This window comes from Duganella caerulea, assembly GCF_040362985.1.
GTDB lineage: Bacteria > Pseudomonadota > Gammaproteobacteria > Burkholderiales > Burkholderiaceae_D > Rugamonas > Rugamonas vulcania.
The window spans coordinates 1-23,802 of record NZ_BPWJ01000016.1 but is presented as its reverse complement, the minus strand read 5'-3'; the positions used below and the strand labels follow the sequence as shown (position 1 = coordinate 23,802).

The following is a 23,802-nucleotide window of genomic DNA, read 5'->3' as shown; positions in this document are numbered from 1 at the left end:
CTACTGGCCTTTCTTCGGCGGCGTGTGGGGGACGGGATTGACCGGTTGCGGCTTGGATGGTGGGGCAGGTGTTGGGTCGCCGGCGGTCGCTCCTGCGCCGCCAGTCATCCCGGCGCCGGTCATGCCCGAGCCGCCAGTCATTCCTGAGCCACCGTTTATTCCGGAGCCGCCACTCAAGCTGGAGCCTCCGGTCGTGTCCGAGCCGCCGGGCGCCAGTGCCGGCGCTGCGTCGCGCGGCGTGGGCGCCATGTCGGCCGCCGTGTCGGGGACGGCGGCCAGCGTGGTGCCCATCTGGCTGCGGCCGCCGATATCGGTTTCGGTGCCTGAGTTGAACTCCGCCGCCGACAATTCCGGCCGGCGGATGGAGCGCAGCACGCGCGGCGTGATCGACAGCACGATCTCGCTGCGGGTCGAATCGTCCTTCTGCGTGCCGAACAAGCGGCTCAACACCGGCAGCTCGCCCACGCCAGGCACCTTGTTGGCGGTGGTGCGGTCCTCGTCGCTGATCAGGCCCGCCAGCACCTGCGTCTCGCCGTCCTTCAGGCGCAGCACCGTGGCGGCGCTGCGGGTGCCGATCTGGTAGGCCTGCGTGCCGGATTTGCTGACGATCTCCTTGACCACGCTGCTGACCTCCAGGTTGATCTTGATCGCCACCTCGTCGTCCAGGTAGACGTTGGGCTCCACGTCCAGCTTGAGGCCCACGTCCACGTAGTTCACGCTGTCCGAGCTGACGCCGTTGTTGGTGGTGACGGTAATCACCGGCACGCGGTCGCCGATCAGCACCTTGGCCTTGTCCTTATTGCGCACGCGGATCCGGGGATTGGCCAGGATATTGCTGTCGGTGTCGTTCTTGTTGGCGTTGATGGACACGGTGCCGAAACCCAGGCCGATGGTGCTGCCGCTGATCTTGTGCAGGTCGCCCACGTTCAGTGATCCGTATTGGCCGCTGCCCAGCAGGGTCAGGCCGACGGTGTCGGGCCAGCGCACGCCCAGCTCCTGGATGCGCGAGCGCTTCACTTCCAGCACTTCCACCTCCAGCATCACTTCGGGGTCGGCCACGTCCTGCACGGCGATGATGCGTTCGGCCATGCGTATCATCTCCGGCGTGTCGCGCATGATGATGGTGCCGATGCGTTCATCGGTGACGATGTCGCGCGCCTTCAGCAGCGTCTTGAGCGAGAAGGCAACCGTCTTCACGTCGGAGTTCGCAAGGAAGAAGCTGCGCACCAGCAGCTGCTGGTAGTCCTTCTGCTTCTGCGGGTTGTTGGGGTAGATGGTGATCGAGCGGTCGCCGGTGATGCTTTGCTCCAGCTGGTTGGCGCTCAACAGCATGCCGATGGCTTCCTCGATGCTGGTGTCGCGTACCGAGATGGTGGCGCGCAGGTTGGGATCGACATCGCGGTCGAACACGAAGTTCAGGCCCGACACCTTGCTGATGAAATCGAACACGGCGCGCAGCGGCGCGTCGCGGAACTCCAGCGTGACCGGTTTGCGGTAGGCCATCGCCAGCCGCCCGCTGGCGGGGCGCAGGCGGGTCTGGGCGTCATTGATCTGGGTCTTGAGCCGCAACAGGTCGCGCTGGTTGGGGCGTTCCACCAGCAGGGGGCGCAGCAGCTCCTGCGCCTGCGCCAGGTTGGCGTCGCCGCCGCGCTGGAGCAGCGCCTCCGCTTCGCCCATGGCTTGCTGGTGGCGCTGGTCCTGTGCCAGCGTGGCCTTGCCTTGCCGCGCCACCAGGTTGGCCGGGTCGATGGCCAACGCTTGTTCGTACAGCGCGCCGGCTTCGGCGGCCTGGCCTTTCAGGCGCAGCGTGTCGGCGCGGCTGTTCATGGCGTTGACCAGTTTGAGTTTGCGGTTCAGCAGGACGATGCGGTATTCGGCGTTGTGCGGATCGTCGCGCGATGCCTGTTCCAGCTTGGCCAGGCCTTGGTCGATCTGGCCGGCGTCCAGCAGGGCGTTGCCTTCCTTGAAGGTCTGGCTGCCCGCGCAGGCGCTCAGCAGCAGTGTGATGGCCAGCAGGTGCAGGCGGTGGGCGGTTGGTTTCAATTGATGTCCCCTACGACTAAGGTTTGTTTCTGGTTGAGCGGCAGATAGACGAAGTTCATCGTATTGCCGCTGACGCTGTCGAGCAGGTAGCTGTCGTTGACTTTTTCGCCGGGACGGGCGACTACGTTCTGGCCGTCGACTTGCAGGAAGTAGGCGGTCTTGCCTTCGTCGGTGAAGCGGCCCATGAACTGGAAGGGCAGGGCCGGCGGGCCGGATGGTGCGCTGGCCTGTTGCGCGGCTTGCTGCGCCTGCGCCTGGTCCATCATGATTTTCTTCGGTGTCTCCGGCGCCCAGCTTTGCTTGGCGAAGACGTTGCCCATCTCGTCGTCGGCGACGCGCGGGTGGATTTGCAGGTCGATGCCGTCCGCACCGGAGGCTGGCGTGGTGGCGTCGATTGGCGGGGCGACGATGGCTGGCGCCACTGGCGCCGGCGCGGCTTCTCGCGTGGTGGCGGCTGCGGGGCCGACCACGCCGCCGTCCTGGTCGGGCGCGAACCATGCGGCCAGCAGGGTGGCGACGGCGGCGGCGCCGATCACGATCTTTCTCATCGCCGCGCCTCCTGCCGCACCAGCAGCACGAACTGGATGCGCGCGTCGATCTCGCCGGACTCGATCTGTTCGCGCTTGAAGGCGACCGAGTCGAGCGTCAGCGTCGGCAGCGCTTGTAGTGCGCCGATGAGGAAGGCTTGCACGCTCGCGTAATCCGCCTTGACGGGCAGCGTGATGCGGTAGCGCAGGAAGCCGGCCTTGGCGTCCATCTCGGGCTTGTATTCGGCCTTGTTGAGCGCTATGCCGCTTTGCTGCGCGACCTTCACCAGTTCCTTGAGCTGGTCGGGGATCGCGTCGTGCGCGGGCAGGTAGGCGTAGAACGCGGCCACGCCGCCGGCGGCGGTTGGCGCGGGCGTGTGCGGTGCGGCTGCCGCGCGGGCGGCGGCGTTGAGCTGGCGTGTCAACGTGGCCTGGCGCTGGTCGAGCTGCGTGGCGTGCCATTGCGCCAGTACGGCCAGCAGCGCGCAGGCGATGCCGGCCACCGCGCCGGGGCCGGCCTGGCGCAGCAGGCGGCGTGTTTGCCACGCCAGCCTTGGCGCGAGATTGGGCGCGAGCTTCAGCTTGGGCAGCGCGCCGGACTTTATTGCCGCCATTGGGCCTCCAGTTGGAAATGATACGGCCGTTCGCCGGCGCCGGCCGCCATCTCGTGCTTGATCAGGTACACGGAGCGGAACATCGGCTGCTGGTTGAGGAAGGCCAGGTAGTTGATCATGTCTTGTGCGGTTTCCGCTTCGGCGGTGATCTTGAGCGCGCCGGAGGGAACGGCGGTGTCGGCGCCATCCTGCGGCGGTTGGCCGTTCAGGTCGAGCGCCAGCAGGGCCACGCGCACGTCGGCCGGCGCGACGACGGCCTTGATCAGCCGCGTGACCGGGAGGTTGAGCTGGCGTACGGCTTCGGCCACCGCCTTGACCTGCAGATCCAGCTCGTGCTGCTGCGCGGGGGCCAGTGCTGGACGTGTGAGGCGCGTTGGTTGTGCGGCGGCTGTTTGCGCGTTCAGCCGCGCTTCCAGGTGAGTGACGGTTTGCAGTTGCGTGACCCAGTTGGCGGCGGCGGGCAGCAGCATCAGCACGCCGACGGCCAGCAAGGCGAGGCGCCATCCGGTCGGCTGCGTGGCGCGGGGCAGGAAGTTCAGGTGCGTCATGCTGCCACCTCAGGCTTGGAGGTGGACGATGGGGCTTGCGGTGGCATTGCGCTGACGGTGGCGCGCTCGCCGAAGGGATTTGCGCCCAGATGGAAGCGCGATGGCAGTGTGCCGGGGACCAGGTGCAGCGCGGCGGTCGACGCGGATACGTGCGCCGGCGGCAGCGCGCTCAGGTCCGTGACGACGATCTGCTTGATGCTGGCCAGTTCGGGCGCGCGCAGCGTCCAGCGTTGCCAGGCTTGCGGCAGTTCGACGCGCCACGCCTCGCTGGCCGGCTGCGATTGAATGGCGACGATGCGCCCGTCGCGCAGCGCAGCCATCGTGATGCGGCCAGGCTCGATCAGCGCCAGCGCACCGACGGCGTCGGCCGCGCCTTTGATGCGCGACAGTGCGCCGGCGGCGCCGGCTGCGCCTTTGGTCTCTCCCAGCGCGGCGCTGGCGTCGGCCGCGCCGTTGATCTGCGATAGCGTGCCAGTGGCGACGTCTGTGGCCTTGCGCGGCCGCTTGCGCTGCGGTGCCTCCAGCGTGCGCAGGGCGGTGGCGAGCAGCGGTTCGATCACACGGCAGGCGTGGCCGCATTCGGCGGCGACGTCCTTCAGCGCTTGCAGCAGCGTGCTGTCGACGCCGCAGACCAGGCGTGTGTGGCCGTAGGGCGCGTCGTCGCCGACCACGCTCCAGCCGCGCGCGTTGTCGCCGTACAGGGCCGCCAGTTGCGTTTGCAGGAAACGGCTGGCGGATGGTTCGGACAGCAGCGCGTCGCTCCACGGCGCCAGCACCAGCTGGCTCCAGCGGCCCGACAGGCTGATCTCCAGCGGCAGCCTGGCCGCGGCGATGTCCGGCTGCTGCAACAGCGTGCGCAGCGTGTCGATGGCGGCTTGCCAGTGACCGCCAGCGCTGGCACCGTCGACGACGACCTGCCGCGCGCTGCCTTCCACCAGCCGCCCGCCATGGCGGACCACGCACAACACCTGCTGCGGCGACAGCAGCACGCGCAAGCGGCGCTGCGCCAACGGCGCCAGCGATGCCAGCGATGCCAGTGGCGACAGCGACGCCGACCGCACTGGCGATGCCCGCGGCGATGGTATCGCTGCGAGCGACGTGGGCGACGGTGCGCCCCTCGACACCAGCCGCGAAATGCGTTCAATAAGTGACACGATTGAGCTCCAGTAAAGTCGTTTCTCCCTGCCGCACCAGATCCAGCCCGGCGCTGCGCGCCAGCCGGAAGCCCATGGTGGCGGCTTCCTCCTTCATGCGGCTCACCGGCGCGCGGGTGCAGATCATCTCGCGCATGGCGTCGTTCAATATCAGCACCTCGGCCACCGCCTTGCGGCCCTTGTAGCCGGTGCCGCGGCAATGGCCGCAGCCGCTGCCGGCCTTGAAGCGCCACTCGCGGACATCGCCGGCGGTGAGGCCGCTGTCGGCCAGGTCTTGCGGATCGGGCGCCACGTCCACCGCGCAGTGCTCGCAGTTCAGCCGCAGCAGCCGCTGGGCGACGATGCCGTTCAGCGCCGCCGCGAAGCTGTACGGGTCCACGCCCATGTGCAGGAAGCGGCCCACCACGTCGAACACGTTGTTGGCGTGGACCGTGGTGAACACCAGGTGGCCGGTCAGCGAGGCCTGCACCGCGATCTGCGCGGTTTCGTCGTCGCGGATTTCGCCGATCATGATCTTGTCCGGATCGTGGCGCAGGATGGAGCGCAGCCCGCGCGCGAAGGTCAGGCCCTTCTTCTCGTTGACGGGAATCTGCAGCACGCGCGGCAGCCGGTATTCCACCGGATCCTCGATGGTGACGATCTTGTCGCGGCCCGTGTTGATCTCGGTGATGGCGGCGTACAGCGTGGTGGTCTTGCCCGAGCCGGTCGGCCCGGTCACCAGCAGCATGCCGTGCGGCTTGGCGGCCAAGCGGCGGATCTGCGCGATGGCGTCGTCGTTCAGGCCCAGGCTCTCGAGCCGCAGCGCGGCGGCGGCCTCGGTCAGCGCGCGCCGGTCCAGCAGCCGCAGCACCGCGTCCTCGCCAAAGATGTTGGGCATGATGGAGACGCGGAAGTCGATCTCGCTGCCCTTGACGCGCACCTTGAAGCGCCCGTCCTGCGGCACGCGGCGCTCGGCGATGTCCAGCTCCGCCAGCACCTTGATGCGCGAGATGATCTGCTCGGCCATCTGCAGGCCTTGCACCGTGCCGGCCTGCACCAGCACCCCGTCCACGCGGTACTTGATCACCAGGCTGGCGGCGTCGCATTCCAGGTGGATGTCGCTGGCCTGGAACTTCAGCGCGTCGTAGATGGTGGAGTTGACCAGCTTGACCACCGGGCTGCTGTCTTCGCTGATGCGTATCAGCGAGATGTCCTCGATGGTCTGGTCCAGGCCCGCCGTCTCGCCGTGGCTGCCGTCCTCCATCATGTCCTGCATGGCCTGCTGCACGCTCTCCTGCTGCACCAGGTAGGCGGTCAAATCGTCGGGATGGGTCAGCGCCACCGTGTAGGCGCAGCCGATGGCGTAGCCGGCCCACTGCAGCGTGTCCTCGGCGAAGGGATTGCCGATCACCAGCACCGGCGCATCGTCACCTTCGCGCAGCAGCACGCAGTCGCGCTGCGCGCAGTCGGTGTAGGACAGCAGGTCGAACGCCGGCAGCGCCGCCTGCAGCCTGCTCATCGGCCAGGCCGGATAGCAGAACAGCGCGGCCAGCTGGCGCGTGAGCTCCTCCGGCGTCAGGCCGCAGGCTTCCTGCAGCAGCGCCATGGTCGGCCGGCCCTGCGCCATCGCGGCGGCGCGCGCGCCGTGCAGCATCTCGGGGCTGAGGACAGCCGGTTCGCGTGCGTTCATGACAGACTCCCCGCCAACTCGAAGATCGGCATATACATCAACACGACCACGCCGCCGATCACCACGCCGATCACCGTCATCAGCACAGGCTCCAGCAGGCGCGAGGCCCAGTCCACCCAGCGGGCGAATTCCTCGTCGTGGAACTTGGCCGAGCGTTCCAGCATGTCGCCCAGGCGGCCGGTGTTCTCGCCGACCTTGAGCAGCGACTGCGCCACCGGCGTGGCCAGCGCGTTCTGTTCCAGCGCGGTGGAAAACGGCAGGCCCTGTTCGACCGCGCGGCGCGTCTGCACCAGTTGCACCTGCTGCGACGGCAGCAGCATGGCGTTGGTCATCGCCAGCGCCTTCGATAAAGGTATGCCGGCGTGCAGCAGCAGCGACAGCGCGCGGTAGAAACGCGCCAGGCGGAACTCGGCGGCCTTGGCCGACAGCACCGGCAGGCGCAGGATGGCCAACACCAGCCGCCCGCGCAGCGCGGCGTTGCCCAAGCCGAGCACCACGCCCAGCACCACGCCGGCCAGCGCGCCGGCGCACAGCCACGGATGCGCGGCCAGCGCCTGGCCGAACGACAGCAGCATGCGCGAGGCCCACGGGATCTCGCGCCCCGAGCCTTCGTACACCACGCTGAACTTGGGCACCACGTACCCCATCAGAAACAGCGTGACCAGCGTGCCCACCACCAGCAGCATGGCCGGGTAGATGGCCGCCGAGACCAGCTTCTTGCGGATGGCGTCGAACTGCAGCTGGTAGCCGACGAAGCGCGCCAGCGCCTCCGGCAGGTTGCCCGAGCGCTCGGCCGCGTGCACGGTGGCGACATACAGTTCGGGGAAGACGGCCGGGAAATCGGCCAGCGTGTCGGAGAAGCTTTTCCCCTGTTGCAGCGAGCGCTGGATCGCGGCCAGCGTGGCGCGCACGCCGCCGCGGGTTTCCTTGTTGAGCAAGGTGGCGGTGGCCTCGCTCAGGTTCAGGCCCGCCTCCAGCAGGGCCAATAGCTCCTGGCTGAATTGCAGCAGCGGGAAGGCCTGCTTGTTCGGGCGCGCGGACGCACGCGCCCCCGCACCCATGGATTCGGTACTGCCGATGGCCAGCACGCGCCAGCCGTTGCGCGCCGCCTGGCGGATCGCCTCCGCCTCGCTGGCGGCGTCGATCGCTATGGTTTGCGGGCCCGACGGTCCGCCCTGCACTTGGAGATGAAACTGCATCGCTTGCTCAGCCAGGAAAAAAACGAGGCGGCGATCGATTGCCGCCCCGGCAAAAAAACAGCCCCGTCGGGTCAGGCGGGGACTGTCTTACCACATTTACTGGGTGATCAGGCTGACCTTGTCCACCACGAACGACGTTTGCAGCGACGAGTCCTCGTTCATCGCGAACGACAGGGTCACGGTCTGGCCTTTGTACGCGAGCATGTTGAAGGTGCGGACCTGGTAGCCGGTCGCCGCGTTCACGTTCGAGTACGTGGCCAGGGTGCCCAGCACCGAGCCGGCGCTGTTCTTCACGGTCACCACCATCTTGTCATAGGCGGTGCTGCCCGTTTCATCGGTGTCGATGTGCAGCGCGAAGGTCAGCGTGGCCGCGGTGGCGGTCGACGGGATCGTCACGGCCTGGGTGATGGTCTCCGAGGCGGTGGTGCCGTTGCCGCCCAACCAGGCGAACTTGGTGCCCTCGTAGGCGGTCTGGCCGCTGTAGTTGCCGATCACGCCGGTGGTGCCGCTCCAGCCGGTGACGCCGGACTCGAAGCCGCCGTTGGTCACGCGCTCGGTGGTGCCGCCGGTGGAGCCGACGGTCAGCGTGGCGTTGCCCGACGTGGCGGTCTTGACCGGCGACGACGAGTCGCTGACCACGGCGTTGAACACCGCGCCGTTGTCGGTCGCCTGCGCCGTCAGCGAGTAGGTGGCCGAGGTGGCGCCGCTGATGACGGCGCCGTTGCGGTACCACTTGTAGGTGTACGGCGAGGTGCCGCCGCTGGCGCCCACGCTGAACGACGCGGTGGAGCCGGCTGCCACGCTCACGTTCGACGGCTGGGTGGTGATCGACACGCCGCCGGTGGCGCCGGTTTCGTCGATGTCGGCGCCGACGTTGATCGCCGCGTAGGCGCGCTGCACCGCGATCGCTTCCTTCGAACCCGCGCCATACAGCTCGGTGGCGGCGGCCAGCACCTTGTTGCGGGCGTCGGCGTAGTTGGTCGACGAGGTGAACTTGGTGGTGTTGGCCTTGAACCAGATGCGGAACGCCTTGTCGTTGCCGATGCCGGTCATCGCGGCCGGGCTCTTGACCAGGTATTTCGAGTAGTAGTCGCTGGTCGAGCTGGAGTTCGAACCCTGCGACAGGAAGTAGAACATGCGGTTGTTCGGGCCACTGGAGTAGTGCACGTCGAGGTTGGAGATCGAGCTGCTCCACGCGTCCGGGCTGCCGCCGTCCTTGCTAGGCTTGTACATCCAGCGCAGCGGCTGGCCGGACTTGCTGATCTCCTTGCCCATCATCCAGTCGTTGCCGGTGGCCGGGATCACGCTGCCGGTGCCGCCGTTGCGGGCGTAGGCTTCGATCATCTCGCCGCCGATGTCCGAGTTGGACTCGTTCAAGCCGCCCGATTCGCCCGAGTAGTTCAGGTTGGAGGTGGAGGCGGTGACGCCGTGCGACATCTCGTGGCCGATCACGTCGATCGAGCCGAGGCTGTAGAAGCTGGAGCCGTCGCCGATGTACATGCACTTGCAGCCGTCGTCGTAGAAGGCGTTGTCGTAGGCGGTGTCGACGTGGGCGGCGATGTAGGTGGCGGTGTTGTTACCGTCCAGCGACTGCCAGCCCAGCACGTTCTTCAGGCCGTCGTAGGTGTTCATCAGGCCCCACAGCGCGTTGACCGCGGCGGTCTGGCCGTTGGCGTTGGTGGTGCTGCCGCCGTTGTAGTTCTGGCCGTCGCCCCAGACGTTGGTGGTGTTGGTGTAGATGCTGCCGGCGTTCGGGCTGTTGGCCGAGCTGTGGTTGGCGTTGGTGATCGCCATGCCGCCGTAGGTGCCGCCGGTGCCGCGGGTGGAGTCCAGCATCTTGTAGGTGCTGCCCGACAGCGAGGTCTGGATCGGCACCTGGCCGTTGTACTGGCTGTTGCCGGTGCCGACCACGGTCTGCAGCGCCTTCCACTGGGCGATCACGGCGCCGGTCTTGGCGTTGACCATGGTGTCGAAGTACACCGGCTTGCCGTGGTCGGCCATGCGGGTCTTGACGTAGTAGGCCAGCTCGTAGTGGTCGACCACTTCCTCCAGGTCCATGGCGTTGAGCGCCGACTCGGCCTTGTTCACGGCCGACGGGATGCGCACCGATTTCATCACCGGATAGATCAGCAGTTCGGCGCTAGGCTGCCAGCGGTGCGTGCCGCTCGGCGCGACCGCCTTGACCACCAGCGCGATGGCGTCGTTGGCGCCCAGCGTCGGCGTCCAGTCGGCCGGGGCGACGGTGGCCGTGCGGCCGTGCGATGCGGCGGCCGGCGCGTCCAGCGCGGCGCGGCGGTCGGCCACCGACTCGCTGATGATGTCGCCGGCGCTGTTGGTGACGATCACCGATTCGGAACCGAACACGCGCAGGCCCTTGTACGTGTGGTCGGCTCGGGTGATCTTCTCGCCCACCACGCCGGGATGCTGGCTGGCGATGCGGAAGCTGTGGTCGGCGGACAGGCCGCGCTGGCTGTCGAGCGCGGCCATCTTGGCCACCAGCCCGGCGCTCTCTTGTGGAGAGGACTGGGCCACCGGCGCGGACATGAGCTGGGGCGCCGCTTGGGCTGCGTTGGACGCCATCATCGGCAATGCGGCGACGATGGATGCAGCAAGTAGGGTCATACGTAAATTCATCTCTTCTCCATGGGGTCTGATTGTTTTCGCTAGGTGCGGCCTTGGCCGGGATAGTGGCCAACTCGGCGTTCCCGGCGCCGCGGCGGCGGTTGGCCGCGCGGCGTTTTTGTGCGGCTAAAACGGCGAGTAGGGGCGACACTATTCCTGTCGCGCTCACGAAGTCAAAAAACTTGGAAAAATAGTCACAGAAGAAAGAAATGTCTGAAATGAGACACCCGGGCGGGCCGCCGGCCGGGGGCGGGGTGGCTGGCATACCAGAAGTTGACGGCAGGATCCCGCACGATAGGCGCGTTTTGTCTTATCTCAACAACGAACTAGACGCCGCCCTCTATTTTCGGTGGCTACGCAACACTATGCCCAATTTTTCAGCAAATCGTGGTTGCAGAGTTCTAATATTGCGAATTAAACTAGTTGACGCCAGCGCGAATTATGGTTCGTGACCGGCATATAAAAAGCGCAGGGCACGACCCTTGGTAACAAGCGCAACGGGAACCACAGGAAGAAAATAATGACCGCACACCCAACGCATAATGTCAGTTCCGCCCGCGCACTGCGCGCCGCCCACACCACGGCGCCGCCACCGAACTAGCATCGCCCTCCATTTGTCACCGCTTGCCGCATCCTGACTGCCGCCGCGCCTCCATCCGGGGCGCCGGCAGCGGGTTTGCGTCGCCGCGCGGGCGCCGACCACGGCGCGCCGCGCGGCGCAGCGCCTGCTGTTAGTTGAGTTATTGTCCGCCGGCGCGCGGACAGGGGGAGCTTGTATGCTGTCGATTGCTACCAAAGTTGAACGCATCGTCATGGATTCGTCGTTTCTCACCGAGGGGTTGCGGCGCAATCTGATCAATCTGTCGGAGTTGGCGCGCCAGCTGCAGCCGCAGCTCGAGAGCGACATGTGGAAGCCGGTCGGCCAGGCGGCCGTGGTGATGGCGCTGCGCCGCGTGGCCGAGCGCCTGCCGGAGGCCAGCAACCAGCCGCTGGCGCTGGCGCAGAAGACCGGCGAGCTGACCACCCGCACCGAGCTGACCGAGTACACCTACCGCTATTCGGACAGCACCAATGAATGCCACCGGCGGCTGCTGTCGAAGGCCGAGCCGATGCGCGGCGCCTTCGTCACGGTCACGCGCGGGGTCAATGAGGTGATGGTGATCAGCAGCCGGGTGCTGACCACGATGGTGGAGGAGGTGTTTGCCGGCGAGCGGCTGTTGGCGCGCCAGGACAACCTGAACGCGGTGACCCTGCACCTGAATCCGGACACCAGCCGCACGCCCGGCATCTATCACGCCATCCTCAAGCAGCTGGCGTGGGACAAGATCAACCTGGTCAACATGATCTGCACCTACACCGAGCTGACCATCCTGCTGGAGCAGAACCAGACCGGCGCGGCGTTCTCGGTGTTGTCGAAGATCGTCACGCAGTAGCCGCGCGGGGGCTCAGGCCATCCAGAAGAAGACCGCGGTCATGCGCTTGTCGTCATGGTCGCAGCCGAAGTAGCCGCTGGCCGAGTGCACCAGGTTGGCGCGGTACAGCAGCATGCGGTTGAAGCGGTTGTCGATGCGCTGCTCCTCGTGCCAGGCCTGCGGGGGCAGGCTGGTCACGCCCAGCGCCTCGCGCAGGTTGGCGTGCGGCGGGCTGCAGTAATTGCCGCCCAGCGTGCCGTCCGGGTAGCGCAGGCGGTAGAACGAGGTGCCGGCCGCCGGCAGCGGATCGGGCGACAGATAGATCACCGCGGCGTAGCGGCACAGCTTGAGCGAATCGGTGTGCGGGCGCGGGCCCGATTCGATGCCGCCCACCAGCTGCACGTAGTTGTGGTTGAGGGTGCTGCCCTGCGGCGTGGCTTCCTGCCACAGCTTCTTCGCGCCCGTGACCTTTTTGACCCAGGCTTCCACCTGCGCCAGCTCGTCCGGCAGCAGCGCGCCCTTGCTGCGCATGCCGGGCCACGGCTCCGGGCGGTGCGGCGCGCCCAGCTCCCAGTCCTCGCGCGCGAAGCAGCGTTGGGCCACCTCCTGCGCGTTCGGCAGGATGTCGTCGATGACCCAGTAGTCGCGCCCCGCTTGCGGTTTGCGGTAGGTGAGCGTCGGGCGCGCCATGGCCTTTATTTGGCCAGCTGTTCGCGCACGCGCGCGATGGCCTTGCGCACCTGGTTCGGCGCGGTGCCGCCCACGTGGTCGCGCGCGGCCACCGAGCCTTCCAAGGTCAGCACGGCGAACACGTCGTCGTCGATCAGCGTGGAGTAGGCGCGCAGCTGGTCCAGCGACATTTCCGACAGGTCGATCTTCAGGTCGTCGCAGGCGCGCACCGCGTGGGCCACGGCTTCGTGGGCGTCGCGGAACGGCAGGCCTTTCTTGACCAGGTAGTCGGCCAGGTCGGTCGCGGTGGCGTAGCCCTGCAGCGCGGCGGCGCGCATCGCTTCCGGCTTGACGCTGATGCCGCCGGCCATGTCGGCGAAGATGCGCAGCGTGTCGACCACGGTGTCGACGGTGTCGAACAGCGGTTCCTTGTCTTCCTGGTTGTCCTTGTTGTAGGCCAGCGGCTGGCCTTTCATCAGGGTCAAGAGGCCCATCAGGTGGCCGTACACGCGGCCGGTCTTGCCGCGCGCCAGTTCCGGCACGTCCGGGTTTTTCTTTTGCGGCATGATCGACGAGCCGGTGCAGAAGCGGTCGGCGATGTCGATGAAGCCCACGCGTGGGCTCATCCAGATCACCAGCTCTTCCGACATGCGCGACACGTGGGTCATGATCAGCGAGGCGGCGGCGGTGAATTCGATGGCGAAGTCGCGGTCCGAGACGGCGTCCAGCGAGTTGTGGCAGACGTCGTCGAAGCCCAGCGTTTGCGCCACGCGCACGCGGTCGATCGGGAAGGTGGTGCCGGCCAGCGCGGCCGCGCCCAGCGGCAGGCGGTTGACGCGCTTGCGGCAGTCGGCCATGCGCTCGGCGTCGCGGCCGAACATCTCGACGTAGGCCAGCATGTGGTGGCCGAAGGTGATCGGCTGCGCCACCTGCATGTGGGTGAAGCCGGGCATGATGGTGTCGGCGTTTTTCTCGGCCAGGTCGGTCAGCGCGCCGCGCAGCGCGGCCAGCAGATCGAGCACGTCGTCGATGGCCGAGCGCACGTACAGGCGGATGTCGGTGGCCACCTGGTCGTTGCGCGAGCGGCCGGTGTGCAGGCGCTTGCCGGCGTCGCCCACCAGTTCGGTCAGGCGTTTTTCGATGTTCAGGTGGACGTCTTCCAGGTCCAGCAGCCATTCGAACTGGCCGGCTTCGATCTCGGCGGCGATCTGCGCCATGCCGCGTTCGATCTCGGCGCGGTCGGCGGCGCTGATGATGCCCTGCGCGGCCAGCATCTCTGCGTGGGCCAGCGAGCCCTGGATGTCGGCCTTGGCCAGGCGCTTGTCGAAGAAGACCGAGGCGGTGTAGCGCTTGACCAGGTCCGAGACGGGTTCGTTAAAACGGGCCGACCAGGCTTCGCTTTTTTTGGAAAGTTGTGCTGTCATAGTGGGGCAGGCGTGTGTGCGTGATTGATGTCAGCAGCGATTATAAACCGCCAGCTGCTCAAAAATATGTCAACATTACCATTTTGCCCATCGAAATCATGACGACTCTGCACATCAGCACCAACAAGGCGGATCTGGACGTGCCGCTGATTCATCAATTCCTCAGCGAGCAGTCGACGTGGGCGATCGGCATGCCGCTGGCGGTGCTGGAGCGGGCGATCGAGCATTCGCTGTGCTTTGGCGCCTATGTGGACGGGCGGCAGGTCGGCTTCGCGCGGGTGGTGACGGACCGCGCCACCTTCGCCAACCTGGTCGACGTGTTCATGCTGCCGGAGGTACGCGGGCGCGGCTACGGCAAGCAGCTGGTGGAGGCGGTGCTGGCGCATGCCGATTTGCAGAACCTGCGCCGCTTCACGCTGGCGACCGCCGACGCGCATGGGCTGTACGAGCAGTACGGCTTCACCGCGCCATCCCGGCCGGCCACGCTGATGGAGCGCTACTTCCCCAACATCTACAGCAATTAGGCCACGCGGGCCTTCAGCCACTTCATCAAAGCCATTGCGCCCGAGGGGCTCGTGGATTTGGCTGCCGCCGGGAGCTGGCGGTCGAACTCCGCCAGCAGCTGGTCCATGTTTTGATGTTTTGAGCGGATGCCGATAAGCGTTGGCAAGATGGCCGAGTTGGCGATCCAGAGCGCATACTCGTTGCGCGTCATTCCGAGGTATTCATGGAGCGACTGCTTGCCGGGATTCTGATGCCAGAGTTCGATGAAGTCATCAATGTCCTCGGGACTGGCTTCGCGCAAGAGGCATTTTTCAATAAAGTTAGACATCGATTTTCCTCCCCGCGACTGCGCCTTTGGTGAGTTGGCCTGTGACGGCGTCGATGCTGCCAAGATGGCGGCCGCGTTTATTGAACACCTCGATTTCTCCGTGCATCCAATCCCACGTATATAGTTTAGTCCTATCTTTGGATCGCCAGCGCTTTTCGCCATGGCGCGCGCCGAGGTAGACGCACTGGTCGAGGTAGGATGGTTTTGGGATGGGTATCAACTGGAACCCCCACAGCGCCGCCGGAGCGGCAGCATGGGGTTCAAGTTAGCACGGGCCGCTTATCCGCTATTGATGCCGGTCTATCGGGCGGAGATAAAACAGCGGGGGTCAAGTCTGACATTCGGACACGAGCTCTTCCGTAGCAGCGGCTACGGAAGAGCTCGTGTCCGAATGTCAGACTTGACCCCAAATTGCTTTATTGCCAGTTCATCAGGCAGGGCGGGACCAGCAGGGCGAGGGCCAGGGCGGCGTAGATCAGTTGCAGCGGGACCATCCATTTGGCCCAGGTGATCCACGGGATGCGCGCCAGCGCCAGGACGCCGACCGTGATGCCCGACGTCGGGATCATCGGCGTGGTGAATTCGCCGAACTGGAACGCCAGGATCGCGGTCTGCCGCGTGACGCCCACCAGGTCGGCCAGCGGCGCCATGATCGGCATCGTCAGCGCGGCCTGGCCGCTGCCGGAGTGGATGAAGAAGTTGATCACGGTCTGGATGCCGAACATTTTCCACGCCGAGAAGATCGGGCTGGACGATTGCACCAGCGGCATCAGCGCGTGCAGCATGGTGTCGATGATGTGGGCGTCGCGCGCCAGGATCATGGTGCCGCGCGCCAGCGCGATCACCAGCGCCGTGCCCACCAGGTCGCGCGCGCCCTGGATGAAGCCTTCGACGATCTGGTTCGAGTCGAGCCCGCCCACCAGGCCGATGACGATGCCCATCGTCAGGAACAGCGCGGCGATTTCGTGGATGTACCAGTCGTAGCCCACCACGCCGCCCACCATGACGATCAGCGAGCCGACGAAGATCGCCAGCACCAGCTTGTGCCGCCCCGTCATGCCGTGGAATTCGCCCAGGCCGTGCGGCTGCTCGCGGCGCTTGTCCTGGTCCAGCGCGTAGGTCGGGCTGAGCTCCGGCGTCTTTTTCACGCGCGCGGCGTACCACATCAGGAACACGATGGTGACGGCGGTGGCGATCACCCAGACGATCACCCGGTAGGCCCAGCCGGAAAACACCGGCACGCCGGCGATGCCTTGCGCGATGCCGACGTTGAACGGGTTGAGGAACGCGGCCGAGAAGCCGACCTGCGAGCCGAGGAAGGGGATCGAGACGCCGGTGATGGTGTCATAGCCCAAGGCCAGCGCCAGCGGCACGAAAATCAGTATAAACGGTATGGCTTCTTCGTTCATGCCGAAGGTGGCGCCGCCGATCGAGAACATGGTGACGAACACCGGGATCAGCGCCCGCTGGATGAACACCGAGCTGTCGTGCGCGCGCGCCAGCGATTTGATCATCGAGTCGACCGCCTCGGTCTTCTGCAGCACGGCGAAGGCGCCGCCGACGATCAGCACGAAGCCGATGATCAGCGCGGCGTCGACGAAGCCGTTGATCGGCGCCTTCATCAGCGCCGTCAGCCCCTGCGGCGCGCTGGCGATGTAGTGGAAGCTGGCCGGGTCGATCAGCTGCTTGCCGTTGACCAGGTGGGTGTCGTATTTGCCGCCGGGGACCAGCCAGGTGGCGCCCGCGATCAGCGCCAGGATGATGAACAGCAGGACAAAGGTGTGCGGCAGCTTGAATTTTTTGGTGGTCATCTTATTGGCTCAGCAGGTCGCCGGCGCGGTAGGCCTGGGCGCCGGCGATTTTGCCGACGTTCATGCCACGGATCACGTGGCGGTGCGCGCTGCGCGCGAAGAAGACGCCGGCCACGCCGGCGCGGATCACCGTGGTGTCGCCGCTGACCGGGTCGATCAGGTCGGCCACCGCGTCGCCCGGCGCCACCCGCGCGCCCAGCTCCCGTGTGTACACCAGGATGCCGGCGTGCGGCGCGTACAGCGGTTCGACCCCTTCCAGCGGCGTGGCCGCGCACAGCGGCGCCGGCAGCACGGTCGCCGCGGCCGCGGCGGCGTCGGCCGGCAGCAGCACGCCGCTCAGCGTCAGGAACTGGATCAGGCCGGCCGCGTCCTGCTCGGCCAGCGCGTAGCTGACCTCCATCTCGCCGCGCAGTTCGACCGTGGTCGACAGGCAGGCGGCCGGGATCGGGTAGCGGCCCTCGAAGTGCCGCTCCAGGTCCCACCACAGGCGGCTGCAGGCTTCGTCGAACGGTTCGCCGCCGGCCTGGTAGGCCAGCAGCAGCGCGTGCGCGCCCAGGATGGCCGCCAGCGGCGCGGCCGCCTCGGCCAGCGGCGTGCCGGCGTACATGTGCAGCACCGCCTCGTTGTCGCAGTGCAGGTCGAGCACGATGTCGGCGTCCACCGCCAGCGTCATCAGGGTTTTCTTGAGCGCGTCGGCGTCGGTGGCCGGCTGCCAGGCGGCGATCGAGGCGCGTGCGTGCTCGCGGATCAGGCGCACGTTGGCGTCGGCGTCCTGCCCCAGCAGGCCGTCCAGCGACTTTTTCAGGTCGTCGGCCACGTGCTTGTACGAGCGGTTGAAGTTGATGCCGGTGGTGAGGTCGAAGCGGCCGAAGGCGGCGCCGTGGATGGCTTGCGCCAGCCCGATCGGGTTGGCGGCCGGCACCAGGATCACTTCGCCGGCGATGCGCCCGGCCGCGTCCAGCGCGGCCAGCTCCTTGCGCAGGAATTGCGCCACCAGCATGCCGGGCACCTCATCGGCGTGCAGCGAGGCTTGGATGTAGACCTTCTTGCCGGTGCCGGGACGGCCGTAGTGAAAACTGGTCAGTTGGTAGGCGGCGCTGCTGTGCGGGCCGGTCAGGGGGTGTTGTTGTACTTGCATGGCGGGGCGGGTTTTTTCGACAAAGATTGAGTATGTAGCACTATTTTCACAAAGTAAATCGCCGCGCGGCGAAACGGGGCCGGGTTTCTTGAGTTTTCCCGTCGATGTGCGTACAGTTAGTTTTATGAAATCATTTATATAACAATCAGAGAGAAAAAACATGGGTGATGTGCAAAGCATGCGAGTTTCGACGATGGCGCGATCGGTGCGCCTGGCCCTGAGCGCGGGCGCGGTGGCCGGTCTGCTGGGGCAGGCGGCGCTGGCGCAGGAGGCGCCGGCCACTTCGGCCACCCCGGCCACTACGGCCGTGATGCCGAGGGTGGAGATCACCGGTTCGGCGATCCGCCGCATCGAGTCCGAGACCGCGCTGCCGGTGCAGGTCATCACCCGCGAGGACATCGAGAAGGCCGGCGTGACCACCGCCTCCGAGCTGATGGCGCGGGTGTCGGCCAACGTCGGCGGCCTGACCGACGGCGCCAGCATCACCGACGGCCACGACCAGCGCGGTTTCAACAGCGCCAACCTGCGCGGCATCGGCACCTCGTCCACGCTGGTGCTGCTCAACGGCCGCCGCATGGCCAACTTCGCCTCGCCCGGCGACGACACCGGCGTCGACCTGAACAACATCCCGGCCGCCGCCATCCAGCGCGTCGAGGTGCTGCTGGACGGCGCCTCGGCGCTGTACGGCACCGACGCCATCGGCGGCGTGATCAACTTCATCACCCGCAAGGATTTCCAGGGCGTGGAGCTGAACGCCTACGGCGCCAAGACCGACGAGGGCGGCGCCGGCAAGCGCACCGCCACGCTGACCGCCGGCACCGGCGACCTGGCCAAGGACGGCTACAATGTGTTCGCGGTGGTGGACCTGCAGCGCACCGACGCGCTGAGCACCTCGCAGCGCAAGTTCATCGGCAACCTGCGCATCCCCGAGCGCCTGCCGCACCTGCTGTCGGGCTTCACGTCGCCGGCCAACATCCGCCTGACCGGCGCCCAGCGCGACTACCTGAACGACAACGGCTTCACCCTCAACGGCAAGCCGCTGACCAACCGCACCATCAACCTGTCGGTGCCGAACTGCGCGCCGCCGGCCAACCTGTACCTGGCGGGCGGCATCGGCGGGGTCGACGCCTGCACCTACAACTACATGGGCGACACCGAGCTGTATCCGAAGTCGGACAAGGCCAACCTGCTCACGCGCGGCGTGCTGCAGCTCAACGCCGACAACCAGCTGTTCGCCGAGATCGCGCTTAGCCGCTCCAAGACCCACTACGTGGCCTCGACCGCGCGCGTGAGCGCGCCGATCAACTACAAGAAGATCCCGGGTCTGGCCAATTACAACCTCGATTCGGACGAGGCCAGCGCGGACGACGACGTGGTGGGCGACGTCACGCTGCGCATCCGCCTGAACGACGCCGGCCGCCGCACCAGCGAGCTGACCAGCGAGAGCCAGCGCTACGTGGTCGGCCTGACCGGCAGCGCGCGCGGCTTCGACTACGACATCGGCCTGAACCACAGCGTCAACACCATCAAGGACAAGGACACCCACGGCTACCTGCTGTACGACAAGCTGGTCAAGGGCATCTACGACGGCGTGATCAACCCCTTCGGCCCGTCCAGCGCGGCCGGGGTGGCGCTGCTGGACGCGATCCAGGTCAACGACGACGTGCGCCACGCGCGCGGCGTGATGGATTCGCTGGACTTCAAGGTGTCGCACGCGGTGGGCACGCTGGCCGGCGGCGAGGCCGCGCTGGCGGTGGGCGGCGAGGTGCGCCACGAGCGCACCGACTTCACGCCGTCTGCGCTGCTGCTGAGCGATAACATCAACAACGACGCCGCGCCCGAGGGCGGCCGCGCCACCAGCGACAAGCGCACGGTGCAGGCGGTGTATGGCGAGCTGCTGCTGCCGTTCACCAAGCAGTGGGAGGCGCAGCTGTCGGCGCGCTACGACCACTACCAGGTGGTCGGCGGCGCCGCCAGTCCGAAAGTGGGCGTGACCTACATGCCGGCCAAGACCATGCTGTTCCGCGCCTCGGCAGGCCGCGGCTTCCGCGCGCCGTCGATGTCCGACCTGTACCGGCCGACGGTCTACAGCAGCACCGCGACCCTGCCCGATCCGGTCCAGTGCGCGCAGGTCGGCAACAGCCTGGCCGACTGCGCCGACAACTGGAACACCCGCCGCTATTCCAACGCCAACCTCAAGCCAGAGCACAGCCGCCAGTACTCGCTGGGCATGGTGATCGAGCCGTCCAAGCAGGTGTCGATGACCTTGGACTACTGGAACATCAAGCGCACCGACCTGATCAGCGAGATCGGGGACGACATCATCCTGGGCAACCTGGCCAAGTACGGCGACCTGGTGCACCGCAACGACGACGGCACCATCGACTACATCGACCTGCGCAAGGAGAACCGCGGCGCGCAGCTGGCCTCGGGCCTGGACCTGACGCTGGACTACCGCGGCGTGAAGACCTGGGCCGGCAACTTTGGCGGCCACCTGTCGGGCACCTATGTGCTCAATTCGAAGATCCAGAACAGCGTGGGCGACCCCTACCTGAGCAACCTGGGACGCTTCGTCACCGACGGCGTGGTGCAGCGCTGGCGCCACACCGTCACCTTCGACTGGGACCTCGGCCCGTACTCGGCCAGCCTGTCGAACACGTATTCGAGCGGCTACCAGGACCAGAACTCGGCCATCAACACCGACGACGGCACGGTGGTGGCGGCCAACCATGTGAAGGCCTACTCGCTGTGGGACCTGTCGGGCGCCTGGCAGGTCAGCAAGGCGTTCAAGCTGCGCGCCGGCGTGCAGAACCTGTTCAACGCGGCGCCGCCGTACTCGAACCAGGCCTTTTACTTCATCTCGGGCTATGATCCGACCTACACCGATCCGCGCGGCCGCCGCTTCTACGCCAGCGCCAATTACGCCTTCAAGTAATGTAACGTAATGATGCTTTAAGGCGCGTCACGTAATAGATTGGTATCATCTGCATTATCGACGGCGCCGGGCGAGAGCCTGGCGCCGGTTTTCATCGGAAGGGCAACATGAAATTAACAGGTTTTACGCTGCGGCGTCTCGTCATGCTGTGGCTGCTGGTGGTCGGCGGCGCGGGCGTGTGCGCGGCGCAGGGATCCACGCCGGCCGCCAAGGCGGCGCAGGCGCCGGTCAAGTCCAGCAAACCGGCCAAGGCGGTGCCGCCGCCCAAGCCGGTGCTGGCGCCGCCGGCGGGCAGCCTGGTCATCATCGGCGGCGGCCTGCGCGCCGACAACGCCGAAGTCTGGCAGCGCATCGTGCAGCTGGCCGGCGGCAAGGGCGCGCGCATCGGCGTGTTCGGCTCGGCCTCGATCAATCCCGAGAAGTCGGCCCAGAACACGGTCAACAAGCTGAACCAGTACGGCGCCCAGGCCTTCTTCATCCCGCTTGGCGTGACGCTGCCCAATAGCGACTACCGCAAGGCGGCCGAGGATCCGGAAGTGGTGGCGGCCATTCATTCGGCCACCGGCATCTACTTCACCGGCGGCGACCAGGCCCGCATCACCAAGGCGCTGGTGCGCCCGGACGGCAAGCACACGGCCGCGCTGGACGCGGTGTGGGACGTGTACCGCGACGGCGGCGTGGTGGCCGGCTCCAGCGCCGGCGCGGCCATCATGAGCACCACCATGTTCTACGACGCCAAGCCGACGCTGGACATGCTCAAGCAGGGCGTCAACGACGGCCACGAGATCGCCCCGGGGCTGGGCTTCATCGGCGACGACGTGTTTGTCGACCAGCACCTGCTGGTGCGCGGCCGCTTCGCCCGCATGATCCCGGTGATGCTCAAGAAGGGCTACCAGATCGGCCTGGGCATCGACGAGAACAGCGCGATGGTGGTCAACGCCAAGCGCGACGTCGAGATCATCGGCTACAGCGGCGCGCTGCTGCTGGACCTGTCGGCCGCGATCACCGACCGCGGCGTCAAGGGCTTCAACATCAGCAACGCCACCATCAGCTACCTGGACCGGGGCGACAAGTTCAACCTGGTCACGCGCGAGTTCACGCCGTCGCCGGACAAGGCCGACAACAAGCTCGATCCCAACCAGCCCGACACGCGCGAGCCGGTCTACACCAACGACATCCTGGGCAACAACGCGGTGCTGGACCTGATGGTCAACCTGATCGACAACGCCCAGCAGGAAGCCATCGGCATCGCCTTCGGCAATCCGCGCGACGCCTATCCGGACCTGGGCTTCGAGTTCCGCTTCAGTAAAACCATCAACAGCGTCGGCTACAGCTCGACCGAGGTGGAGGCGTATTCGGTGCTCAAGCTGCGCATGGACATCCGGCCGATCCAGCTGCAGCAGCCGCTGTACCGCTATCGCTGACGGCGCGCGAAATCGGGTATATTGAATGGGATGGTGCCTTCGGGCGCCGTCCCATTTTTTCATGGCGGGGGCGGTTATGCGGATGTCGATCTTGAGGCATTGCGTTCAGGCGGCGCTGATGTGCGCCCTGCCGCCGGGCGCCGCGCTGGCGGCCACGGACGCCGCGCCGCCTGCGCCCAGGGGCTCGCTGGTCATCATCGGCGGCAACCTGCGGCCGGACAACGCCGACGTCTGGCGCCGCGTCGTGCAGCTGGCCGGCGGCCCGGGCGCGCGGGTGGCGGTGCTGCCGTCGGCCGCCGCCGATCCGGCGCCGGTGGGCGAGGCCATCGTCGGCTATCTCAATCAATACGGCGCGGACGCCTTCCTGGTGCCGCTGGCGGTGCGGCTGGCCGGACGTGATTTCCGCCAGGCGGCCGACGATCCCGAACTGGCGGCGGCGGTGCGCGCGGCCGGCGGCGTGTTCTTCGCCGGCGGCGACCAGGCCCGCATCACGCAGGCGCTGGTGCGCGAGGACGGCAGCCGCAGCGCGGTGCTGGACGCGGTGTGGGAGCTGTACCGGGGCGGCGGCGTGGTGGCCGGCAACAGCGCCGGCGCGGCCATCATGAGCAGCACCATGTTCTCGGCGCCGAACACGGTGTTCGCCACGCTGCGCGTCGGCGTCACCGAGGGCCGGGAGATCGCGCCGGGACTGGGCTTCATCGGCGACGACGTGTTCGTCGACCAGCACCTGCTGGTGCGCGGGCGCTTCGCGCGCATGATCCCGGCCATGCTGAAGAAGGGCTACAAGTTCGGGCTGGGCATCGACGAGAACACGGCGATGGTGGTCGACAGCCGGCGCCGGGTGGAGATCGTCGGCCACAAGGGCGCGCTGCTGATCGACCTGTCCCGCGCCACCACCGATCCGGCCAGCGCCGGCTTCAACGTCTCCAACGCCGTGATCAGTTACCTGGACCGGGGCGACCAGTACGACCTGGGCACGCACACGTTCACGCCGTCGCAGGCCAAGGCGGGCGGCAAGCTCAAGGCGCACGCGGCGATGCTGCGCGAGCCGGTGTTCTCGGCCGATATCCTGGGCAAGAACGCGGTGGTCGAGCTGATGGAGAAGCTGATGAACAACCACCGCAGCGAGGCGATCGGCATCGCCACCAGTGGCCCCAATACGCCGCTGCCGGAGCTGGGCTTCCAGTTCACGTTCTCCAAGACGCGCGACAGCGTGGGCTATGCGTCGGCGGCGCCGCAGAGCTATTCGATCCTCAACATGCGGCTCGACATCCGGCCGCTCGACATCGGCCAGTCGCTGGCGCGGAAAAGCCCCGCGCCCTGACCGGCGCCTCAGCGCAACCCGCGCCGGGTTTTGTTCTCCCCAAGTCCCATGATATTGAAACGGGTATTAAAAACCCCGAAAAATTGATTGGCCTGATTATTGCCGCATCTCTAAGATGATTTAGGAGGAGCACTTTATCCATAACTAGAAATACAGGAGACGTATGAAAACGCATGTATCTGCACGTCCATTGGCCTTGAAGCTGACCGTGACCGCGCTGATGGGCGCCGGCCTGCTCAGCAGCGCCTCGGTGTGGGCGCAAGAGGCCGCCGCAAAGACCGAACCGGCCGAAGCCGCGACCGTGGTGGTCACCGGCGTCAAGGCGTCGCTGATCAAGAGCCTGGCGATCAAGCGCACCAGCGACCAGGTGGTGGAATCGATCGTCGCCGAAGACATCGGCAAGCTCCCCGATAATAATGTCGTCGAAGCGCTGCAGCGCGTGACGGGCATCCAGGTC

The 23,802-nt window shown here is 66.8% G+C and carries 19 protein-coding genes and 1 pseudogene; 6 read left to right on the top strand and 14 right to left on the bottom strand.

All coding sequences use genetic code 11. The features are described 5' to 3' along the window. The 8 genes from ACUJB0_RS29700 to ACUJB0_RS29665 form a co-directional block, all read right to left on the bottom strand. Nucleotides 1–2,043: a secretin GspD/PilQ domain-containing protein gene (locus ACUJB0_RS29700; protein ID WP_444848405.1), complete on the bottom strand. Its 2,043-nt coding sequence runs from the start codon at nucleotides 2,041–2,043 to the stop codon at nucleotides 1–3. Continuing rightward, nucleotides 2,040–2,591, bottom strand: a complete 552-nt coding sequence (locus ACUJB0_RS29695) for a hypothetical protein (protein ID WP_444848404.1) — start codon at nucleotides 2,589–2,591, stop codon at nucleotides 2,040–2,042. Before ACUJB0_RS29695 ends, ACUJB0_RS29700 begins: the two co-directional genes overlap by 4 nt. After that, nucleotides 2,588–3,184, bottom strand: coding sequence for a hypothetical protein (locus tag ACUJB0_RS29690; protein ID WP_444848403.1), 597 nt, complete (start codon nucleotides 3,182–3,184; stop codon nucleotides 2,588–2,590). The genes ACUJB0_RS29695 and ACUJB0_RS29690 overlap by 4 nt, the downstream gene beginning before the upstream one ends. Next, nucleotides 3,172–3,732, bottom strand: a complete 561-nt coding sequence (locus ACUJB0_RS29685; RefSeq protein WP_444848402.1) for a PilN family protein — start codon at nucleotides 3,730–3,732, stop codon at nucleotides 3,172–3,174. Before ACUJB0_RS29685 ends, ACUJB0_RS29690 begins: the two co-directional genes overlap by 13 nt. Then, nucleotides 3,729–4,886, bottom strand: a complete 1,158-nt coding sequence (locus ACUJB0_RS29680) for a hypothetical protein (RefSeq protein WP_444848401.1) — start codon at nucleotides 4,884–4,886, stop codon at nucleotides 3,729–3,731. The genes ACUJB0_RS29685 and ACUJB0_RS29680 overlap by 4 nt, the downstream gene beginning before the upstream one ends. After that, entirely contained in the window at nucleotides 4,873–6,555 is a 1,683-nt protein-coding gene (locus ACUJB0_RS29675; protein ID WP_444848400.1) for a GspE/PulE family protein, read from the bottom strand. The genes ACUJB0_RS29680 and ACUJB0_RS29675 overlap by 14 nt, the downstream gene beginning before the upstream one ends. Further along, entirely contained in the window at nucleotides 6,552–7,754 is a 1,203-nt protein-coding gene (locus tag ACUJB0_RS29670; RefSeq protein WP_444848399.1) for a type II secretion system F family protein, read from the bottom strand. Before ACUJB0_RS29670 ends, ACUJB0_RS29675 begins: the two co-directional genes overlap by 4 nt. A 96-nt stretch (nucleotides 7,755–7,850) precedes the next feature. Next, complete coding sequence (locus ACUJB0_RS29665; protein ID WP_444848398.1) at nucleotides 7,851–10,388, bottom strand: M4 family metallopeptidase; 2,538 nt, start codon at nucleotides 10,386–10,388, stop codon at nucleotides 7,851–7,853. Nucleotides 10,389–11,152: 764 nt separating this feature from the next. Between ACUJB0_RS29665 and ACUJB0_RS29660 the strand changes: the two genes are divergently transcribed. Continuing rightward, the gene (locus ACUJB0_RS29660; RefSeq protein WP_161085338.1) at nucleotides 11,153–11,809 is read left to right on the top strand and encodes a hypothetical protein; all 657 of its coding nucleotides are present in this window, start codon (nucleotides 11,153–11,155) and stop codon (nucleotides 11,807–11,809) included. A 12-nt stretch (nucleotides 11,810–11,821) separates the two neighbouring features. Here ACUJB0_RS29660 and ACUJB0_RS29655 read toward each other — a convergent pair whose 3' ends face one another. Beyond that, on the bottom strand, nucleotides 11,822–12,478 hold the full coding sequence (locus ACUJB0_RS29655) for a DUF6445 family protein (RefSeq protein ID WP_444848397.1): 657 nt from the start codon (nucleotides 12,476–12,478) through the stop codon (nucleotides 11,822–11,824). Between the two features lie 5 nt (nucleotides 12,479–12,483). After that, complete coding sequence (gene argH, locus ACUJB0_RS29650; protein WP_444848396.1) at nucleotides 12,484–13,881, bottom strand: argininosuccinate lyase; 1,398 nt, start codon at nucleotides 13,879–13,881, stop codon at nucleotides 12,484–12,486. A gap of 98 nt (nucleotides 13,882–13,979) precedes the next feature. On the opposite strand from argH, the gene ACUJB0_RS29645 reads away from it, so the two are divergent. Further along, nucleotides 13,980–14,405 (top strand): GNAT family N-acetyltransferase, encoded by a 426-nt coding sequence (locus ACUJB0_RS29645; RefSeq protein WP_444848395.1) that lies wholly within the window; start codon nucleotides 13,980–13,982, stop codon nucleotides 14,403–14,405. Here the strand turns inward: ACUJB0_RS29645 and ACUJB0_RS29640 are convergent. From ACUJB0_RS29640 to ACUJB0_RS29625, 4 genes are all read right to left on the bottom strand, one after another. Continuing rightward, nucleotides 14,402–14,713, bottom strand: coding sequence for a hypothetical protein (locus tag ACUJB0_RS29640; protein ID WP_444848394.1), 312 nt, complete (start codon nucleotides 14,711–14,713; stop codon nucleotides 14,402–14,404). The two genes, ACUJB0_RS29645 and ACUJB0_RS29640, sit on opposite strands and share 4 nt — an antisense overlap. Next, complete coding sequence (locus ACUJB0_RS29635) at nucleotides 14,706–14,933, bottom strand: colicin E3/pyocin S6 family cytotoxin (RefSeq protein WP_175042017.1); 228 nt, start codon at nucleotides 14,931–14,933, stop codon at nucleotides 14,706–14,708. The genes ACUJB0_RS29640 and ACUJB0_RS29635 overlap by 8 nt, the downstream gene beginning before the upstream one ends. A gap of 196 nt (nucleotides 14,934–15,129) precedes the next feature. After that, the gene (locus ACUJB0_RS29630; RefSeq protein WP_444848393.1) at nucleotides 15,130–16,524 is read right to left on the bottom strand and encodes a YfcC family protein; all 1,395 of its coding nucleotides are present in this window, start codon (nucleotides 16,522–16,524) and stop codon (nucleotides 15,130–15,132) included. A gap of 1 nt (nucleotide 16,525) precedes the next feature. Further along, entirely contained in the window at nucleotides 16,526–17,662 is a 1,137-nt protein-coding gene (locus ACUJB0_RS29625; RefSeq protein WP_444848392.1) for a succinylglutamate desuccinylase/aspartoacylase family protein, read from the bottom strand. Between the two features lie 178 nt (nucleotides 17,663–17,840). Between ACUJB0_RS29625 and ACUJB0_RS29620 the strand changes: the two genes are divergently transcribed. The 4 genes and pseudogenes from ACUJB0_RS29620 to ACUJB0_RS29605 all read left to right on the top strand — a co-directional run. Beyond that, nucleotides 17,841–20,597: a TonB-dependent receptor gene (locus ACUJB0_RS29620; RefSeq protein WP_444848391.1), complete on the top strand. Its 2,757-nt coding sequence runs from the start codon at nucleotides 17,841–17,843 to the stop codon at nucleotides 20,595–20,597. Nucleotides 20,598–20,704: 107 nt separating this feature from the next. Further along, nucleotides 20,705–22,021 carry a cyanophycinase gene (locus tag ACUJB0_RS29615; RefSeq protein ID WP_444848390.1) on the top strand — a complete coding sequence of 439 codons (1,317 nt, stop codon included), beginning with the start codon at nucleotides 20,705–20,707 and terminating at the stop codon, nucleotides 22,019–22,021. Between the two features lie 76 nt (nucleotides 22,022–22,097). Then, nucleotides 22,098–23,345 carry a cyanophycinase gene (locus tag ACUJB0_RS29610; RefSeq protein WP_444848389.1) on the top strand — a complete coding sequence of 416 codons (1,248 nt, stop codon included), beginning with the start codon at nucleotides 22,098–22,100 and terminating at the stop codon, nucleotides 23,343–23,345. A gap of 163 nt (nucleotides 23,346–23,508) precedes the next feature. Beyond that, nucleotides 23,509–23,802 (top strand): annotated as a pseudogene (locus ACUJB0_RS29605) (TonB-dependent receptor); the annotation flags it as partial.

Excerpts from the sequence above, each read along its gene's own strand:
- ACUJB0_RS29665 (WP_444848398.1), bottom strand. The coding sequence starts at position 10,388 with ATGAATTTACGTATGACCCTACTTGCTGCATCCATCGTCGCCGCATTG.
- ACUJB0_RS29695 (WP_444848404.1), bottom strand. The coding sequence starts at position 2,591 with ATGAGAAAGATCGTGATCGGCGCCGCCGCCGTCGCCACCCTGCTGGCC.
- ACUJB0_RS29670 (WP_444848399.1), bottom strand. The coding sequence starts at position 7,754 with ATGCAGTTTCATCTCCAAGTGCAGGGCGGACCGTCGGGCCCGCAAACC.
- ACUJB0_RS29640 (WP_444848394.1), bottom strand. The coding sequence starts at position 14,713 with ATGTCTAACTTTATTGAAAAATGCCTCTTGCGCGAAGCCAGTCCCGAG.
- ACUJB0_RS29610 (WP_444848389.1), top strand. The coding sequence starts at position 22,098 with ATGCGGATGTCGATCTTGAGGCATTGCGTTCAGGCGGCGCTGATGTGC.
- ACUJB0_RS29685 (WP_444848402.1), bottom strand. The coding sequence starts at position 3,732 with ATGACGCACCTGAACTTCCTGCCCCGCGCCACGCAGCCGACCGGATGG.
- ACUJB0_RS29645 (WP_444848395.1), top strand. The coding sequence starts at position 13,980 with ATGACGACTCTGCACATCAGCACCAACAAGGCGGATCTGGACGTGCCG.
- argH (WP_444848396.1), bottom strand. The coding sequence starts at position 13,881 with ATGACAGCACAACTTTCCAAAAAAAGCGAAGCCTGGTCGGCCCGTTTT.
- ACUJB0_RS29690 (WP_444848403.1), bottom strand. The coding sequence starts at position 3,184 with ATGGCGGCAATAAAGTCCGGCGCGCTGCCCAAGCTGAAGCTCGCGCCC.
- ACUJB0_RS29675 (WP_444848400.1), bottom strand. The coding sequence starts at position 6,555 with ATGAACGCACGCGAACCGGCTGTCCTCAGCCCCGAGATGCTGCACGGC.
- ACUJB0_RS29615 (WP_444848390.1), top strand. The coding sequence starts at position 20,705 with ATGAAATTAACAGGTTTTACGCTGCGGCGTCTCGTCATGCTGTGGCTG.
- ACUJB0_RS29630 (WP_444848393.1), bottom strand. The coding sequence starts at position 16,524 with ATGACCACCAAAAAATTCAAGCTGCCGCACACCTTTGTCCTGCTGTTC.
- ACUJB0_RS29620 (WP_444848391.1), top strand. The coding sequence starts at position 17,841 with ATGCGAGTTTCGACGATGGCGCGATCGGTGCGCCTGGCCCTGAGCGCG.
- ACUJB0_RS29660 (WP_161085338.1), top strand. The coding sequence starts at position 11,153 with ATGCTGTCGATTGCTACCAAAGTTGAACGCATCGTCATGGATTCGTCG.
- ACUJB0_RS29625 (WP_444848392.1), bottom strand. The coding sequence starts at position 17,662 with ATGCAAGTACAACAACACCCCCTGACCGGCCCGCACAGCAGCGCCGCC.
- ACUJB0_RS29655 (WP_444848397.1), bottom strand. The coding sequence starts at position 12,478 with ATGGCGCGCCCGACGCTCACCTACCGCAAACCGCAAGCGGGGCGCGAC.